The organism is Sphingomonas sp. Root241 (assembly GCF_001428865.1).
Taxonomy (GTDB): Bacteria; Pseudomonadota; Alphaproteobacteria; order Sphingomonadales; family Sphingomonadaceae; genus Sphingomonas.
In genome coordinates, this window is the sequence record NZ_LMIV01000003.1 from 259,265 (window position 1) to 274,978 (window position 15,714).

Genomic DNA, 15,714 nt, shown 5'->3' on the forward strand with positions numbered 1-15,714 from the left:
GGCGCCGCGAGGGATGCTCGCGACGCCAGGGCAGGGTGTTTCGAATTCGGATCAGAAGCTGAAGCGCATGATGCCCGAGATCCGGCGATCGTTCATGTACCAGCCGCGCGGCACTTCGACATTCTCACCGTCGAGGCCCTGCAACACCGCCTTGGTCTTCACCACTTCGTTGAGCAGGTTCGATCCCTGGAGACCGATCTTCACATTGTCCGACAGGGAATAGAAGATCGATGCGTCGAGCTGGCCGGTCGCCTTGTTGATGATCGGGTCGTTGGGCACGATCACGTCGCGAATGGTCAGCAGGAAGTCCGATCGCCACGAATAAGTGGCGCGCAGCGAGAGCGGCCCGGCATCGAAGAACGGCGTGATGTTCACCGTGTGCTTCGAAAGCCCCTGCAGCGGCAGGCTGGCGAGGTCGACCGTGGTCACCCGGCCGGCGCCGACATCCGGGTCGGTCTCGGAGAGCGTGCTCTGGGGCACGCCGCTCGAGTCGATATAGGTGTAGTTCGCCTGCAGGCCGAAGCCCTTGAGGAAGCCCGGCAGGAAGTCGAAGGTCTGCTGATAGGCGACCTCGACGCCCTTGATCTTGCCGGTTTCCGGCGCGTTGCCCGGATTGGTGACCACCGCATCGAAGGTCTGGCCGTTGTTGGTATAGGTCGTGCGATAGGTCTCGTTGGTCAGCACGTTCTTGAGCCGCTTGTAGAAGGCCGAGACCGTCAGCTGGCCGACGCGGGAGAAATACCATTCCGCGGTCAGATCGAAATTGTCGGCTTCGACCGGCTTCAGGAACGGATTGCCGCGACTGACCGTCGCCTGCAGCCGGTAGCTGTTCGGAATGACGGTGCCGTCGGCATTGGTGTTCTGGACGGCGTTTACCGAGACGGCACCATAGTTGCGGATCAGGCCGGTGGCCGGCGGCGCGATGCCCTTGAAATAGGCTGCGCGGAACTGAAGGCCGCCGCCCACGTCGAGCTTCAGGTTCACGCTCGGCAGCCAGTAATCATAATTGGTCTTGCCGGGCGATTCGATGATCGCGCCGTTCTGGAAGTTCCGCACCGCCGTCCGCGTCGCGAGCGGGAACGAGCAATAGCCCTGGACTGCCTGCGAAGCATCGGCCGGCGGCGCGAGGCACGTAGCCTCGGTCGGCAGATAGGTGGAGCCATAGGCATATTGCTGCACGCCCTGCGAATCGCGCTTGGTCGAGCTGTAGCGTACGCCGACATTGCCGGTCAGGTGCAGGCCGTTGCCGAATTCGGTGTCGAACCGCGCCATGATGTAGGCGGCCTTGTTGGTCTCGCGGATCGGATTGATCTCGCCCGGCAGGAACCAGGTACCCGGAACCACGCCGCAGCGATTGTAGAGCGGATTCCAGCCGCCGTTGCGCATGACGCTGTTGGCCGGGTTGTCGGCCGGGCAATTGGCAACGGTCGGTTCCCATTCGCGGTTCGCCAGCGTCGCATAGGCGACATATTGCGCGTAGTTCTTGACCGTGTCCGGCCCGTAGAACAGCCGACCCTGGCCCGCGAGCGGGTTTGGCGCCTGGCCCCGGAAGAAATTGTCGAAATAATAGGGGACGTTGGAGCCGGCGAGCACCGGCGTACCGCCGTTGCCGCCGGTGACGCCGTCGACATTGTCGCTAAGCCAGACCGGGCCGTTATTGCCCCACTGTTCGGAGATGCGCCCCCAGTTATAGGTCGAGAAGCGTGCCGTCTGCTGGCGATCGGCATAGCGCGCGCCCGCCCGGATCGACTTCAGGAACCCGCTCTCGGGGAAGGCATATTCGAGATCGAGCCGTGCCGCGTCCGAATTGCCGTCACTGTCCTCGACATGGTCCATCGCGGCGCGCGGGAAGCTGTTGAACGGATCGGTGAAGCTGGTGTGGCCCGCGCCGAAATAGGCAGGCGAATATTGGGAACCCGGAGCGCCCGCAGCGCGCCCCCCGAAGCCGGCGCAGTCGTTATCGGTGCCCGGCGGATTCTGCGAATTCGCGGCGGGGCCACTGCACACCTGCGGCGGCAGAAACTGGATATTCGGATAGTCGCTGCCGTTCAGCTGGATCGACGCGTTCTGATAGGTCGAGTTCCATAGCGTATTGTCGAGAATATAGCTGCTCGACTGAACGTGCTGATAGTCGACGGTGACGCCGAGCCGCTCGTCGACGTCCCATTTGAAATTGAAGCCGTAATCGTCGGTGACCAGCTTCTCGGTATGGCTGCGCTGGATGTTGTTGCTCTGCAGACCCATCATCGGCACGCGCGCGTCGCCGGTGAACTGGTCCGCACGCCAGCCGGTCGGGCCGGTGATCGTGCCGCTGGCGAACAGGCCGTCGTCGTCGAACTGCAGCGTCGTGCCGGGCACGCGGCGCGAATCGCCGTTGCCGGAGACGTTGTCGGTCGCGATCTCGACGGTGTGCTCGTTCCACGCCTGGCGCGCGTCGGAGCGCAGGAACTGGAACACCGCTTCCATCGACCCGTCGTTGCTGCGCCACTGCGCGGCGGCCGAATAGCCGTAACGGGTGCGATCGAATTCCTGGGTGCCGATCGCCGCGCCGCGCGGGAAGAGAACGCGGCCCGCGACCGTCGTCCCGCCATTGGCGTTGACGTCGCCGTCCGAATAGAGGTTGCGGATGCGGAAGCTCGAAACCTGCAGGCGATCGGCCCGGCTCTTCAGGTTCGAATAGGAAGCGCTGGCGAGGAAACCGATCTCGCCGATCCCGGTCTGCCAGCGATTGCTGATGAGGACGTTGAGGTTGGCGCTCGGATCCTTCTGGAAGTCGCCATAGTTCATCTCGGCCGAAGCGGCGAGGACGAAGCCCTTGGCGTCGAACGGCTTGCGCGTGCGCAGATTGACCACGCCGGCGATGCCGCCTTCGATGCGATCCGCCGAAGGCGATTTGAACACGTCGACGCCGCCCATCAGCTCGGACGGCACGTCGGCGAAGCTCAAGGCGCGGCCGTTATTGGCGCTGAATGCCTCGCGGCCGTTGAACTCGGAGCGGACATAGGTGAGGCCGCGCACCACGACGCCCGATCCCTCGACCGAGAAGTGGTCGGGATCGACGCCGGCGGCGAAGCGGTTGATCGCGACGCCCGGGATACGCTGCAGCGTCTCGGTGACCGAGCGGTCGGGAAGGGCGCCGATATCCTCGGCAGTGACCGAATCGACGATCACGTCCGAGTTGCGCTTGATCTGCTGCGCGCTCTGCAGCGACTGGCGATAGCCCTGGACGACGATCTCGTCCTCGGTCTGGCCATCCTGCGTCGTAGCCGCGTCCTGCGCGGCCGGCGTGGTCTGGGCCGCCGCACCCTCGGTCTGTGCCCAGGCAGTGCCGGCCCCGAACAGGCACAATGCAGCGGCAGACACGCTCGCCCTGAGCAGTCCCGACCGCAGTTTCGCAGCTTCATCAGATGCATGAATAGCGTAATGCTTGCGCATCAAGCGTCCCCCTCCTGTGTTAGCGCTACCATCGCTTTGCGCGAATTGTTGTAGTTCTGTGACAAGGGTAAAGGAGATTCGCGGCAAAGATCAATAGAGATAGTGACACAGCTGTAAGTATGTGCTGATTTTGCAACGGTTTTTTGCTGCGATGCAGCGTGAAACCCCTGAGGATCGCTATTGCGGTTCAGAAGCTGGGAGCGCTAACATCGTGGAAGGGGAGGGAATTTTGTTCGCGTCCTTGGTTTGCTCGTCGGGATGACCGCGCCGCCGATCCGAAGCGTCGTCATCATCGGCGGCGGCACGGCGGGTTGGATGACCGCCGCGGCGCTGGCGCGAATGGTCCAGGCGGGCGTGCAGGTCACGCTCGTCGAATCGGATGCGATCGGCACGGTGGGAGTGGGCGAGGCGACGATCCCGCCGATCCAGACCTTCAACGCGATGCTCGGCATCGACGAAAAGGATTTCCTGAGCCGCACCCGGGGATCGATGAAGCTAGGCATCGAGTTCGTCGACTGGAACGCGCCCGGACACCGTTACCTGCACCCGTTCGGCGAATATGGCTTCGACATCGAAGGGGTGAAGTTCCACCAGATCTGGCACCGGCTCCACGCCGCCGGCCAGGCGAGCGCGCTCGACGATTACAGCCTGTGCGCCGTCGCCTGCCGGCTGTGCCGCTACGACGCGCCGGCGCGCGACCCGGGCTCGCCGCTTTCGCGGCTGGTCCAGGCCTATCATTTCGACGCGTCGCTCTATGCCCGTTATCTGCGCGATTATGCCGAGGTGCGCGGCGTCGTGCGGCGCGAGGGCAAGATCATCGACGTGGCGCTGCGCGGCGAGGACGGCTTCATCGAGGCGGTGACGCTGGAGGACGGCTCGCGCCTGGGGGGCGACCTGTTCGTCGATTGCTCGGGCTTTCGCGGGCTGCTGATCGAGGAAGCGCTCCACACCGGTTACGAGGACTGGACGCATTGGCTGCCCTGCGACCGCGCGCTGGCGGTGCCCACGGCCAATACGGGGCCGCTGGCGCCCTATACACGGGCCACCGCGCGGGCCGCTGGCTGGCAATGGCGCATCCCGCTGCAGCACCGCACCGGCAACGGCTATGTCTATTCGAGCGCGCATATCTCCGATGACGAGGCCGCGGCGACCCTGCTCGCCAATCTCGAGGGCGAACCGCTCGCCGATCCGCGGCCGCTCCGCTTCGTCACCGGCCGCCGGAAGCTGGCCTGGAACCGCAATTGCGTCGCGATCGGACTGTCGAGCGGGTTCCTCGAGCCGCTCGAATCGACCAGCATCCACTTGATCCAGGCGGGCATCTCGCGGCTGCTGGCGCTGTTCCCGGATTCGGGGTGGGGCGATGCCGAACGCGATACCTATAATGATTTCACGCGCACCCAATACGAGCAGGTCCGCGACTTCGTCATCCTCCATTACAAGGCGAACGCGCGCGACGAGCCGCTATGGCGCTACGTTCGCGAGATGGCGGTTCCCGAGAGCCTCACGCGCCGCATCGAACTGTTCCGCAATCGCGGGCGCGTTTTCCGGCGCGAGGACGAATTGTTCGCCGAGACGAGCTGGATCGCCGTGATGCTGGGGCAGGGGATCACGCCGCAGGGCTGGGATCCGCTCGCCGACGCGCTCGATCCGGGGCAATTGCGCCAGATGCTCGATCGCATCCGCTCTACCTTCCGCCGCACGGCCGAGGCGATGCCCGCGCATGCCGATTGGCTCGCGCGGCACTGCCCCTCCAGAGGAACCGCATGACCGACAATCGCATCCGCAGAATCGTCATCGTCGGTGGGGGCACCGCCGGCTGGATGGCGGCCGCCACCTTCGCGCGTATCCTCGGTCCCGAATATGCCAGCGTCACGCTGATCGAATCCGACGAGATCGGCATCATCGGCGTCGGCGAGGCGACGATCCCGCAGATGGCGACGTTCAACCGCATGCTCGGCGTCGACGAGAACGAATTCATGCGCGCCACCCAGGGCAGCTTCAAGCTGGGCATCCAGTTCGTCAACTGGGGGCGGCAGGGCCACACCTATTTCCACCCCTTCGGCAAATATGGCGTCGATATGCAGGGCGTGTCGTTCCACGCTTATTTCCTGCGCTTGCACCAGCTCGGCGAGGCGCCGGACGTGGATGAATGGTCGCTCCAGGCCAAGGCCGGGCAGATGGGCAAGTTCATGCGCTCGATCGATGCCGGCCGCTCGCCGCTCTCCGACATCGCTTATGCCTTCCATTTCGACGCCGGCCTCTACGCCCGCTTCCTGCGCGGCTATGCCGAGGAGCGCGGGGTGGTGCGCCGCGAGGGCAAGATCGTCGACGTCAAGCTCCGCGGCGAGGACGGCTTCGTCCAGTCGGTGGTGATGGAGGACGGCACCGAAGTGGAAGGCGATCTGTTCGTCGATTGCTCGGGTTTCCGCGGCCTGATCATCGAGCAGGCGCTCAAGGCCGGCTTCACCGACTGGTCGCACTGGCTGCCCTGCGACCGCGCCATCGCGGTGCCCTGCGAGAGCGTCGACGAATGGACGCCCTATACCCGCTCGACCGCGCACAAAGCCGGCTGGCAATGGCGCATCCCGCTCCAGCACCGCACCGGCAACGGGCATGTGTTCTGCTCCAAATACATGTCCGACGACGAGGCGACGGCGATCCTGCTCGCCAATCTCGACGGCAAGCCGCTGGCCGACCCGCGCACGGTTCCGTTCCGGACCGGGCACCGCAACAAATTGTGGATCAAGAATTGCGTGGCGATGGGATTGGCAGGCGGCTTCATCGAACCGCTCGAATCGACCGCGATCTGGCTGATCCAGAGCGGCCTGTCGCGCTTCCTGACGATGTTCCCGGACAAGCATTTCAACCAGGCCGATGTGGATCGCTACAACCGCATCATGACGACCGATTACGAGGAAATCCGCGACTTCATCATCCTCCATTACCACGCCACCGAGCGCCAGGATTCGCCGTTCTGGGATTACTGCCGGACGATGGAGATCCCCGAGCGGCTGGCCGAGAAGATGCGCGTCTTCCGCAGCCACGGCCGTGCCTTCCGCGAGAATGAGGAATTGTTCAACGACACCAGCTGGTTCGCGGTGATGCACGGCCAGTTGATGGGCGCGCAGAGTTTCGATCCGGTCGCCGAGGTGATGAGCCTCGAAGAGACACGCTCGCGCCTCGCGCATATCCGCGAGGCGATCGCCAATTCGGCCGATTACATGCCGAAACACCGCGACTTCATTCGGGAGAATTGTGCCGCATGAAACTTCTGGCCCTGCTCGCATTGCTGTTCGCCGCACCCGCCGCGGCGCAGCCCGTCGCCAGCTTCGACTGGTTCGAATATCGCGGCGAGGATCCGGTGGATCGCGCCAATCAGCCGACGCCCGATCGCTATCGCAATCCGATCCTGCAGGGCTTCTATCCCGATCCGAGCGTCACCCGCGTCGGCAAGGATTTCTACCTCGTCACGTCGACCTTCAGCTATTTTCCCGGCATCCCGGTCTTCCACAGCCGTGATCTCGTCAGCTGGACCCAGATCGGCAATGCGATCGATCGTCCCGGCCAGCTCGACTTCAAGCAGCTCGGCCTCTCTCGCGGCGTGTTCGCACCGTCGATCCAGGCGAAGGCGGGGACCTTCTACATCCTCAACACCTGCGTCGATTGCGGCGGCAATTTCGTGATCACTGCGAAGAATCCGGCGGGGCCCTGGTCCGATCCGGTGTGGCTGCCCGATCTGGAGGGCGGGATCGATCCGTCGCTGTTCTTCGACGAAGATGGCAAGACCTGGATCCTCAACAACGGCCCGCCCGAGGGTGAGCCGCAATATCAGGGCCACCGCGCGATCTGGATCCAGCAGTTCGACCTGAAGGCGATGAAGACGATCGGCCCCCGGAAGGTGCTGGTGAACGGCGGCGTCGATTTCTCGAAAAAGCCGATCTGGATCGAAGGGCCGCACATCTTCCGGAAGGACGGCTATTATTATCTGAGCTGCGCCGAGGGCGGCACCGCCGAGGGGCACAGCCAGGTCATCCTGCGCTCGAAAAGCGTGACGGGTCCCTATGAACCCAATCCGGCCAATCCCGTCCTCACCCAGCGCGATCTGCCGCGCGACCGCGGGAACCCGATCACTTCGGCCGGCCACGCCCAGCTCGTCACCACGCCCGACGGCAAATGGTGGGCAACGTTCCTTGCCGTCAGGCCCTATGCGGGTGACTTCTACTCGACCGGGCGCGAGACCTTCCTGATGCCGGTGCGCTGGGAGGATGGCTGGCCGCGGATCACCGACCCAGGACAGGCGATCCCGTGGACGGCCGCGCGGCCCGCTTTGCCGGCGCAGCCCGCGCCGCCGCTGCCGACCAACGGCGCGTTCGCAGTGCGCGACGAATTCGACGGGACGAAGCTGCCGCTTTACTGGATGATGCTGCGCAACCCGCGCACCGACTGGTTCCGCCTCGAAGGCGGCGCGCTCAAGCTGCAGGCGCGCGATGTGGGGCTCGGTGACAACGCCAATCCCTCGTTCCTCGCTCGTCGCCAGCAGCACCGGGACGCCACTGCCGAGACGGTGGTGCGCTTCACGCCGGCGAAGGACGGCGACCGCGCCGGCCTCGCCGTGTTCCAGAACGACGATTACTGGCTGTTCGTCGGGCTGAAGCGCGTGGACGGCAAGCTCGCCGTCGTCGTCGATCGCCGCGAGGGGCCCAAGGCACCCGCGGAGGGCGAGACGATCGCCGGAGTCGATGCCGACACCTTCGGCATCGCCGAAGGCCAGCCGCTGGCGCTGCGCATCGAGGTCCGCGGCAATGCCTATGCCTTTTCCTATGCCCGGCTGCTCGGCAATCCGGATGCGCCGATGCTCGCCTGGCGCCCTTTGACGCAACTCACCACCGATGCGCTGACGACGAAAACCGCAGGCGGCTTCGTCGGCTCCACCTTCGGGGTTTTCGCCGGGAGTGCGAAGTAGTGGTGAGCCTTACCATCACTCCGGCCTGCGCTCTTCCCCTCTCCCTGCAAGGGAGGGGCTGGGGGTGGGTGCGAGCGTCAGCGAGCCCATCGAACCGCTCGGAAAAGAAGGAAAGCCGGGCATCGAGCCCGGCTTTCCTTACCCACCCCTAACCCCTTCCTAAAAGGGAGGGGAATCTGAATGTCGATGCAACTAGAGCCCTGATGGAGAATCGCTTCATGCGCGCCGCCTTCCTTGCCGCCACGGCACTCACCCTAGGCGCGGCCGCTCCCCCGCCGTTGCCGGTCCATCTCAACCAGATCGGTTTCGAGCCCGGCGATGCCAAGATCGCGATCGTCGGCGGGGGATCGGCGCCGCTGGCCTGGACATTGTACGATGCCGCTGGCCGCGCCGTCCGGCAGGGCAAGGCGCAGCCTTTCGGGCAGGATGCGGCGTCCGGAGCGGAGGTCCAGCGGATCGACTTCAGCGATTTCCGCACGCCGGGCGAAGGCTATCGCCTGGTCGTCGACGGTTCGCCGAGCAACGCCTTCGCGATCCGCGATGGCATCTATGCGCCGCTCGCCCGGGACGCAGTCGCTTTCTTCTATCACCAGCGCGCGGGTGTGCCGATCGAGGCGCGGCTGGTCGGCGCGACATGGGCACGGCCGGCGGGACATCCGAAGGAAGTCGCCAAATGCTTCGCGGGGCGCGACGAGCGCGGGATCCACTGGCCGGGATGCGGCTATGCGCTCGACGTTACCGGAGGCTGGTATGACGCCGGCGACCACGGGAAGTACGTGGTCAATGGCGGCATTTCTTTATGGACCCTGCTCAATGCCTATGAACGGCGGCCGGCGGCGTTCGGCGATGCCAGCCTGAAGATCCCCGAAGCCGGCAATCGCGTCAGCGACCTGCTCGACGAAGCACGTTTCGAGATGGAGTTCCTGCTCCGTATGCAGATCGCCGATGGCGTTCGCGCGCGTGTCCCGGCCGGCGCGCCGAAGCCTGCCAAGGCGGGCAGGCCGCCCTGGGAAACCGAGCCCGCCGATTTCGCCGAGATCGATGCCGGCGGGATGGCGCACCAGAAGGTCGCCGACCGCAACTGGACGAAATTGCCGATGCCGCCGCAGGACGATCCGGAAGAGCGGCTGCTCTATCCGCCGACCACCGCGGCGACGCTCAACCTTGCCGCCACCGCGGCGCAGTGCGCGCGGCTGTGGCGGGGCGTGGACGATGCCTTCGCCGCGCGCTGCCTCGCCGCCGCCGAACGCGCGTGGAAGGCGGCGAAGCGCAACCCGCAAGTCTATGCCACCAGCAGCTTCACCGGCAGCGGCGGCTATGGCGACGGCGACGTCTCGGACGAATTCTACTGGGCGGCGGCGGAGCTGCTCGCCACTACCGGCGGAGCGGAATGTCGCGATGCAGTGACGGGATCGCGGCATTTTCGTGCCGATCTGGGAGAACCCGGCTGGCCGAGCACCGCGACTTTGGGCACGATCACGCTGGCGACCGTGCGCAATGCGCTGCCCAAGAGCGAGATCGACCGGCTTCGCGGCAGGATCGTCGCCGCGGCGGACCGCTTCCTGGCCGACGAGAAGGGCAATGGCTACGGCATCCCCTATGTGGCGAAGGATTATCCCTGGGGATCGAACTCGAGCCTGCTCAACCGCGCGATGCTGCTCGGGCTGGCGCACGACTTCACCGGCGATGCCAAATACCGCGCGGGTGTCGTCGCCGCGATGGACTATGTCCTCGGCCGCAATCCGCTCGGCCAGTCCTATGTCAGCGGCTATGGCGTGCGGCCGCTGATGAACCCGCACCACCGCTTCTGGGCGCATTCGATCGATCCGAAGCTGCCGGGGCCGCCGCCGGGGGTGCTCTCGGGCGGGCCCAATTCGACGGCGATGAGCGATGATGTGGCGGGGGCGATGCGCGGCAAGTGTGCCCCGCAGACGTGCTGGGCCGACGACGTCAATGCCTATGCGCTCAACGAAGTGGCGATCAACTGGAACGCGCCGTTGTTCTGGGTCGCGGCGTGGCTGGACGATTAGACCGTCATCCCGGCGAAAGCCGGGATCTCAGGCGGCTAGTGCAGGACGAGAGCCGCACGAGGCCCCGGCTTTCGCCGGGGTGACGGTTGGTTACTTCACGGTCAGCGTGGTGCTCTTGAGCTTCACCGAATCCGGCCCGGACGAGATCGTGAACGTCCCCGGCTCGACGACGCGCTTCATGTCGAGGTTCCAGAGCGACAGGTCGCGCGGCGTGAGCTCGAAAGTGACGGTCTTCTTCTCGCCGGGCTTGAGGCTGACGCGCTCGAAGCGCTTCAATTCCTTCACCGGCCGCGTGACGCTGGCCAGATCGTCGCGGACATAGAGCTGGACGACTTCGTCACCGGCGCGGGTGCCCGTGTTGGTCACGTCCACCGTCACCTTGACGTTGTTGTACCGCCCGATCGTCGGCGTCGCGAGCACCGGGGCGGCGATGTCGAACGTCGTGTACGAAAGCCCGTAGCCGAACGGATAAAGCGGGCTGGTCTCGGCGAAGAGATAGCCGCGGCGCGCGCTCGGCTTGTGGTTGTAGAACATCGGCAGCTGGCCGACGTCGCGTGCGATCGTCACCGGCAGCTTGCCGCCGGGGTTGGCGCGTCCGAACACCACGTCGGCGACGGCGTTGCCGGTCTCCTGGCCGAGATACCAGCCCTCGATCAGCGCCGGGGCGTTCTCGGAGAGATACTTCACCGACAGCGGCCGCCCATTGAGCAGCAGCACCACCACCGGCTTGCCGAGTGCGAAGATCTCCTTGGCGAGCTGGTTCTGCGGGCCGATCAGCTCCAGGCTGTTGCGGTCGCCGAGATGGTTGTCCGCCCAGGCCTCGCGGCTGAGCTGCTCGTTGTCGCCGAGCACGAGCAGCACGACATCCGCGTTCTTGGCGGTCTCGATCGCCTCGGCGCGCAATTTGTCGTTGGTGGCCTCGTCGACCAGTTCGACCGCGTCGGCCGCCCAGGCGCGGCTCTTGGTGAGCTTCACGCCCTCGGCGAAATCGACTTCGAACTTGCCCTTGCCCTCGGCCTTCAGTCCCTCGAGCACGCTGACGACGTGGCGCGGCACGTCGCTGTATCCGCCGATCGGCGTGTCACTGGCGTGCGTGCCGATCACTGCCATCCGCTTGATCTTGCTCGCGTCGAGCGGGAGCAGGCCCTTGTCGTTCTTGAGCAGGACGATCGCTTCGCGCGCCGCCTCGCGAGCGAGGGCGATGGCATCGGTCGTCTCGGTCTTGGCCGCGGCGGCCTTGACGTCGACATAGGGGTTCTCGAACAGCCCGGCGTTGAACTTGAGCTTGAGAATACGGCGCACCGACTCGTCGATCTGCGCCTCGCTCACCCGGCCTTCGCGGACCAGCTGAGGCAGCAACGCATAGGCCTCGGCATCGGGAGTCTCGAAGTCGACGGTCGCGTCGAGCGCGCGGACCGCGGCATCGCCGAGATTGTCGAACAGCTTGTGCCGCGTCATCAGCTCGCGGATCGCGAAATAGTCGCTGAGCACCACGCCCTTGAAGCCCCATTCCTGGCGCAGCACGTCGTGGAGCAGCCAGCGATTGGCGTGGCTCGGGATGCCGTCGATCTCGTTGTACGAGGGCATTACCGACATCACCGGCAGCTCGGTGACCGCGCGCTCGAACGGCGGGAAGAAGACTTCGCGCAGCGTCCTCTCGGAGACGTTGGCGGGGCCGATATTGGTGCCGCTCTCGGGCTGGCCGTGCCCGGTCATGTGCTTGAGCGTGACGTAGACCTTGTCCTTGGCCAGCGGCAGCGTGGTGCCCTGGAAGCCGCGGATCGCGGCGAGGCCCATCTCGCCGACCAGATAGGGGTCCTCGCCGTAGGTTTCCTCGATCCGGCCCCAGCGCGGATCGCGGGCGACGTCGACGACGGGCGCGAGCGCTAGATTGGCGCCGCGGGCGCGCATCTCGCGTGCGGCGACCGAGAAGATCTGCTCCTGAAGCTTGGGGTTCCAGGTGCTGGCGAGTGCGATCGCTTGCGGGAAGCTGGTTGCGCCGGGGGCGACATAACCGTGCAGCGCCTCCTCGTGCATGATCAGGGGAATGCCGAGCCGGGTCTTCTCGACCGCCCATTTCTGCGCGGCGTTGATGTAGCGGGCGGTATCCTCGGCGCTGCGGTTGACGGTGCCGGCGGCGGCGCCCGCAGCGGGACCCTGGGTGATCGCGCGGCGGTCATAAGGGCGCGAAATCTGGCCGAGGCCGTTGGGGAAGTTCCGGCTCGCCTTTTGCGCGTCGAACTCGCCTTCGGGCGTCTGGATCTTCTCCTTCTGGAGCCAGATCGCGACCATCTGCTGGACCTTCTCCTCCAGCGTCATCCGCTTGAGCAGGTCATCGACCCGTGCGTCGATCGGCTGCGAGGCGTCCTTGTAGAGCGGCTTGTCTGCCCGGGCGGTCTGGGTAGAGGCAGCCGGCGCGAGCGAAGGGGTGAGTGCAGTCGCGGCAATGGCGGCGAGCGCCGCGACGCGGAACCGGCGGGAAACGAGCATGTGCCTCTCCTGATGCGCGCTGCGGCGCCTTTTGTCGTATTTTGGTAGCGCTATCAGCTATCGTCGGGTGGTTGCCGGGTCAACCGTAACGCAACCGGTTTCATGCCGATTGCATTCCGCGAAACCGCACCTTATGCCTCGGGCGCAAAGGATGGGGATGAACAAACCTAGCCGAAGGAGCCGCGGTTCAGTCACCGTGCAGGACGTCGCACGCGCCGCTGGCGTGTCGGCGATGACGGTGTCGCGCGTGGTCAACGGGGGAACCAATGTGCGCGAGACCACGCGCACGGCGGTGCTCGCGGCGATCGCGCAGCTCAATTATTCGCCGAACAGCGCCGCGCGCAGCCTCGCCGCGGGCGACGCGACGCAGATCGGCCTGCTCTATTCGAATCCTTCCGCCGCCTATCTGTCGCAATTCCTGATCGGTGCGCTCGCAGCGGCACGCCGCGCCGGCTGCCACCTCGTGCTGGAAGCGTGTGAAAGCGAACGTCCGGACGAACAAGCCGAAGCCACCCGCAGCTTCGCCTCGACCAGCGTCGAGGGTGTGATCCTGCCGCCGCCGCTCTCCGAGGCCGCGCCGGTGCGCGCCGAGCTGGAGGCGGCGGGCATTCCCTGGGTGTCGGTTGCGATGGGCCTGCCGCCTGCGCGCAGCCTCAACGTCCGCATCGACGATTTCGAAGGCGCCGCGGCGATGACCCGGCATCTGCTCGACCTGGGGCATCGCGCGATCGGCTTCATCCGCGGCAACCCCAACCAGACCTCCAGCGCCGAACGCTATCGCGGCTTCGCCGCCGCGCTCGAGGAAGCGGGGATCGATATCAAGTCGGTGCCGGTGGAGCAGGGCTATTTCACCTTCCGCTCGGGCATCGTCGCGGCCGAGCGGCTGCTCGACCGGCCCGAGCCGCCGACTGCGATCTTCGCCAGCAACGACGACATGGCCGCCGCCGCGGTGGGCGTCGCGCATCGCCGCGGGCTGCACGTGCCGCAGGATCTGAGCGTGGTCGGCTTCGACGATACCTCGCTCGCCACCACCGTCTGGCCTGAACTCACCACGGTGCGCCAGCCGATCTCGACGATGGCCGAAGAGGCGCTGACCTTGCTCCTCGCCCGCATTCGCGCGCACCGTTCGGCCGAGACCGACAAGCTGGAGGAGCAGGTGCTCGACCACGAGTTGATCGTGCGGGAATCCTCCGCACCGCCCAAAGGCGCGCGCCCGCCGTCGCCGAGCCGCGGCACCGCAGCCGGACGTCGCGGCGGCGGCACGGCATCCAACTCGGGCCTGCGCTAGAGGCGCTTGCATTTCCTCGGCGTCCGGGCCACCGTTACCGCTAACACGCCGTGCCGGTCGCGCACGGGTGACCAGGAGAGGAAGTGGGGATGAATCAGACCGCCGAGAGGGCCAATATCGGCCTGATCAGCGCCATCGTCGCGGTCGCGACGATCGGCGGATTGCTTTTCGGATATGACAGCGGCGCCGTGAACGGCACCCAGCCCGGCCTCAAGGCGGCGTTCGCGCTCGACGATGCCGGCCTGGGCTTCACCGTGGGCTCGCTGCTGATCGGCTGTTTCATCGGCGCGTTCTTCGCCGGCACCCTCGCCGACAAGATGGGCCGCCGCAACGTGATGCGGCTCGCCGCTATCCTGTTCCTCATCGGTGCGCTCGTCCAGGGGCTGGCGCATGACCACAACATCTTCGTCATCGCCCGTATCCTGGGCGGCATGGCGGTGGGCGCCGCTTCGGTGCTGTCGCCGGCCTATATCTCCGAAGTCGCCCCCGCGAACATCCGCGGGCGGATGACGACGGTGCAGCAGATCATGATCATCTCGGGGCTCACCGCCGCGTTCGTGGTCAATTACTATCTCGCCGGGGCCGCCGGCGCCTCGACCAATCCGTTCTGGGGCGGGATCGAGGCGTGGCGCTGGATGTACCTGATGCAGGCGCTGCCCGCCGCGGTGTTCCTGATCGCCTTGTTCTTCATCCCGGAGAGCCCGCGCTATCTCGTGTCCAAGGGCCGCAATCCCGATGCGCTTCGCGTTCTCACGGACCTGTTCGGCCCCACCGAAGGCGGTCTCAAGCTCGCCGAGATCCAGGCGAGCTTCTCGGTAGACCACCGTCCGCGCCTGAGCGACGTGCTGACCCCCGCAGGCGGCCGCGGCTTCCTCGGCATCCGCGCGATCGTGTGGGCGGGCCTGCTGCTCGCGGTGTTCCAGCAGCTCGTCGGTATCAACGTGATCTTCTATTACGGCTCGACCCTCTGGCAGGCCGCCGGCTTCTCCGAGGCCGACTCGCTGCTCATCAACATCGTCTCGGGCGCGGTCTCGATCGCGGCTTGCTTCATCACCATCGCAGTGATCGACAAGGTCGGCCGCAAGCCGCTGCTGCTGATCGGCTCGGCAGGCATGGCGATCACGCTATTCGCGATGGTCTACGCGTTCAGCCAGGGTGCGCTGGTCGACAACAAGCTTGTCTTGCCGGGGCAGAACGGAGTGATCGCAGTGGTCGCGGCCAATCTCTACGTGATCTTCTTCAACGTCTCCTGGGGCCCGGTGATGTGGGTCATGCTCGGCGAGATGTTCCCGAACCAGATCCGCGGCTCGGCGCTTGCCGTGTGCGGCTTCGCGCAGTGGTTCGCCAATTATCTCATCGCGCAGGCATTCCCGATCATGCTGGCGGGCATCGGGCTCGCCGCAAGCTATAGCTTCTACGCCGTTTGCGCGGTGATCAGCTTCTTCCTCGTCCAGCGTTTCATCCAGGAGACCAAGGGCAAGGAACTGGAAGCGATGGAAGGCTAGCCT

The 15,714-nt window shown here is 65.8% G+C and carries 8 protein-coding genes; 6 read left to right on the forward strand and 2 right to left on the reverse strand.

Going from position 1 to position 15,714, the window contains the following annotated elements; all coding sequences use genetic code 11:
* Window positions 1–51: 51 nt before the first annotated feature.
* Window positions 52–3,363, reverse strand: a complete 3,312-nt coding sequence (locus ASE13_RS16345) for a TonB-dependent receptor (protein ID WP_162254709.1) — start codon at window positions 3,361–3,363, stop codon at window positions 52–54.
* A gap of 330 nt (window positions 3,364–3,693) precedes the next feature.
* On the opposite strand from ASE13_RS16345, the gene ASE13_RS16350 reads away from it, so the two are divergent.
* The 4 genes from ASE13_RS16350 (at window position 3,694) to ASE13_RS16365 (ending at window position 10,428) form a co-directional block, all read left to right on the forward strand.
* Complete coding sequence (locus ASE13_RS16350) at window positions 3,694–5,202, forward strand: tryptophan halogenase family protein (protein WP_056618509.1); 1,509 nt, start codon at window positions 3,694–3,696, stop codon at window positions 5,200–5,202.
* On the forward strand, window positions 5,199–6,701 hold the full coding sequence (locus ASE13_RS16355) for a tryptophan halogenase family protein (RefSeq protein ID WP_056618512.1): 1,503 nt from the start codon (window positions 5,199–5,201) through the stop codon (window positions 6,699–6,701). Before ASE13_RS16350 ends, ASE13_RS16355 begins: the two co-directional genes overlap by 4 nt.
* On the forward strand, window positions 6,698–8,398 hold the full coding sequence (locus tag ASE13_RS16360; RefSeq protein WP_056618515.1) for a glycoside hydrolase family 43 protein: 1,701 nt from the start codon (window positions 6,698–6,700) through the stop codon (window positions 8,396–8,398). The genes ASE13_RS16355 and ASE13_RS16360 overlap by 4 nt, the downstream gene beginning before the upstream one ends.
* A gap of 203 nt (window positions 8,399–8,601) precedes the next feature.
* Entirely contained in the window at window positions 8,602–10,428 is a 1,827-nt protein-coding gene (locus ASE13_RS16365; RefSeq protein WP_156404946.1) for a glycoside hydrolase family 9 protein, read from the forward strand.
* 90 nt (window positions 10,429–10,518) lie between these two features.
* Here the strand turns inward: ASE13_RS16365 and ASE13_RS16370 are convergent, their stop codons facing one another.
* Window positions 10,519–12,918 (reverse strand): glycoside hydrolase family 3 N-terminal domain-containing protein, encoded by a 2,400-nt coding sequence (locus ASE13_RS16370; RefSeq protein ID WP_056618518.1) that lies wholly within the window; start codon window positions 12,916–12,918, stop codon window positions 10,519–10,521.
* 157 nt (window positions 12,919–13,075) lie between these two features.
* Between ASE13_RS16370 and ASE13_RS16375 the strand changes: the two genes are divergently transcribed.
* Window positions 13,076–14,206 carry a LacI family DNA-binding transcriptional regulator gene (locus ASE13_RS16375; RefSeq protein ID WP_056619003.1) on the forward strand — a complete coding sequence of 377 codons (1,131 nt, stop codon included), beginning with the start codon at window positions 13,076–13,078 and terminating at the stop codon, window positions 14,204–14,206.
* Window positions 14,207–14,295: 89 nt separating this feature from the next.
* Window positions 14,296–15,711, forward strand: a complete 1,416-nt coding sequence (locus ASE13_RS16380) for a sugar porter family MFS transporter (protein ID WP_056618521.1) — start codon at window positions 14,296–14,298, stop codon at window positions 15,709–15,711.
* Window positions 15,712–15,714: the final 3 nt, after the last annotated feature.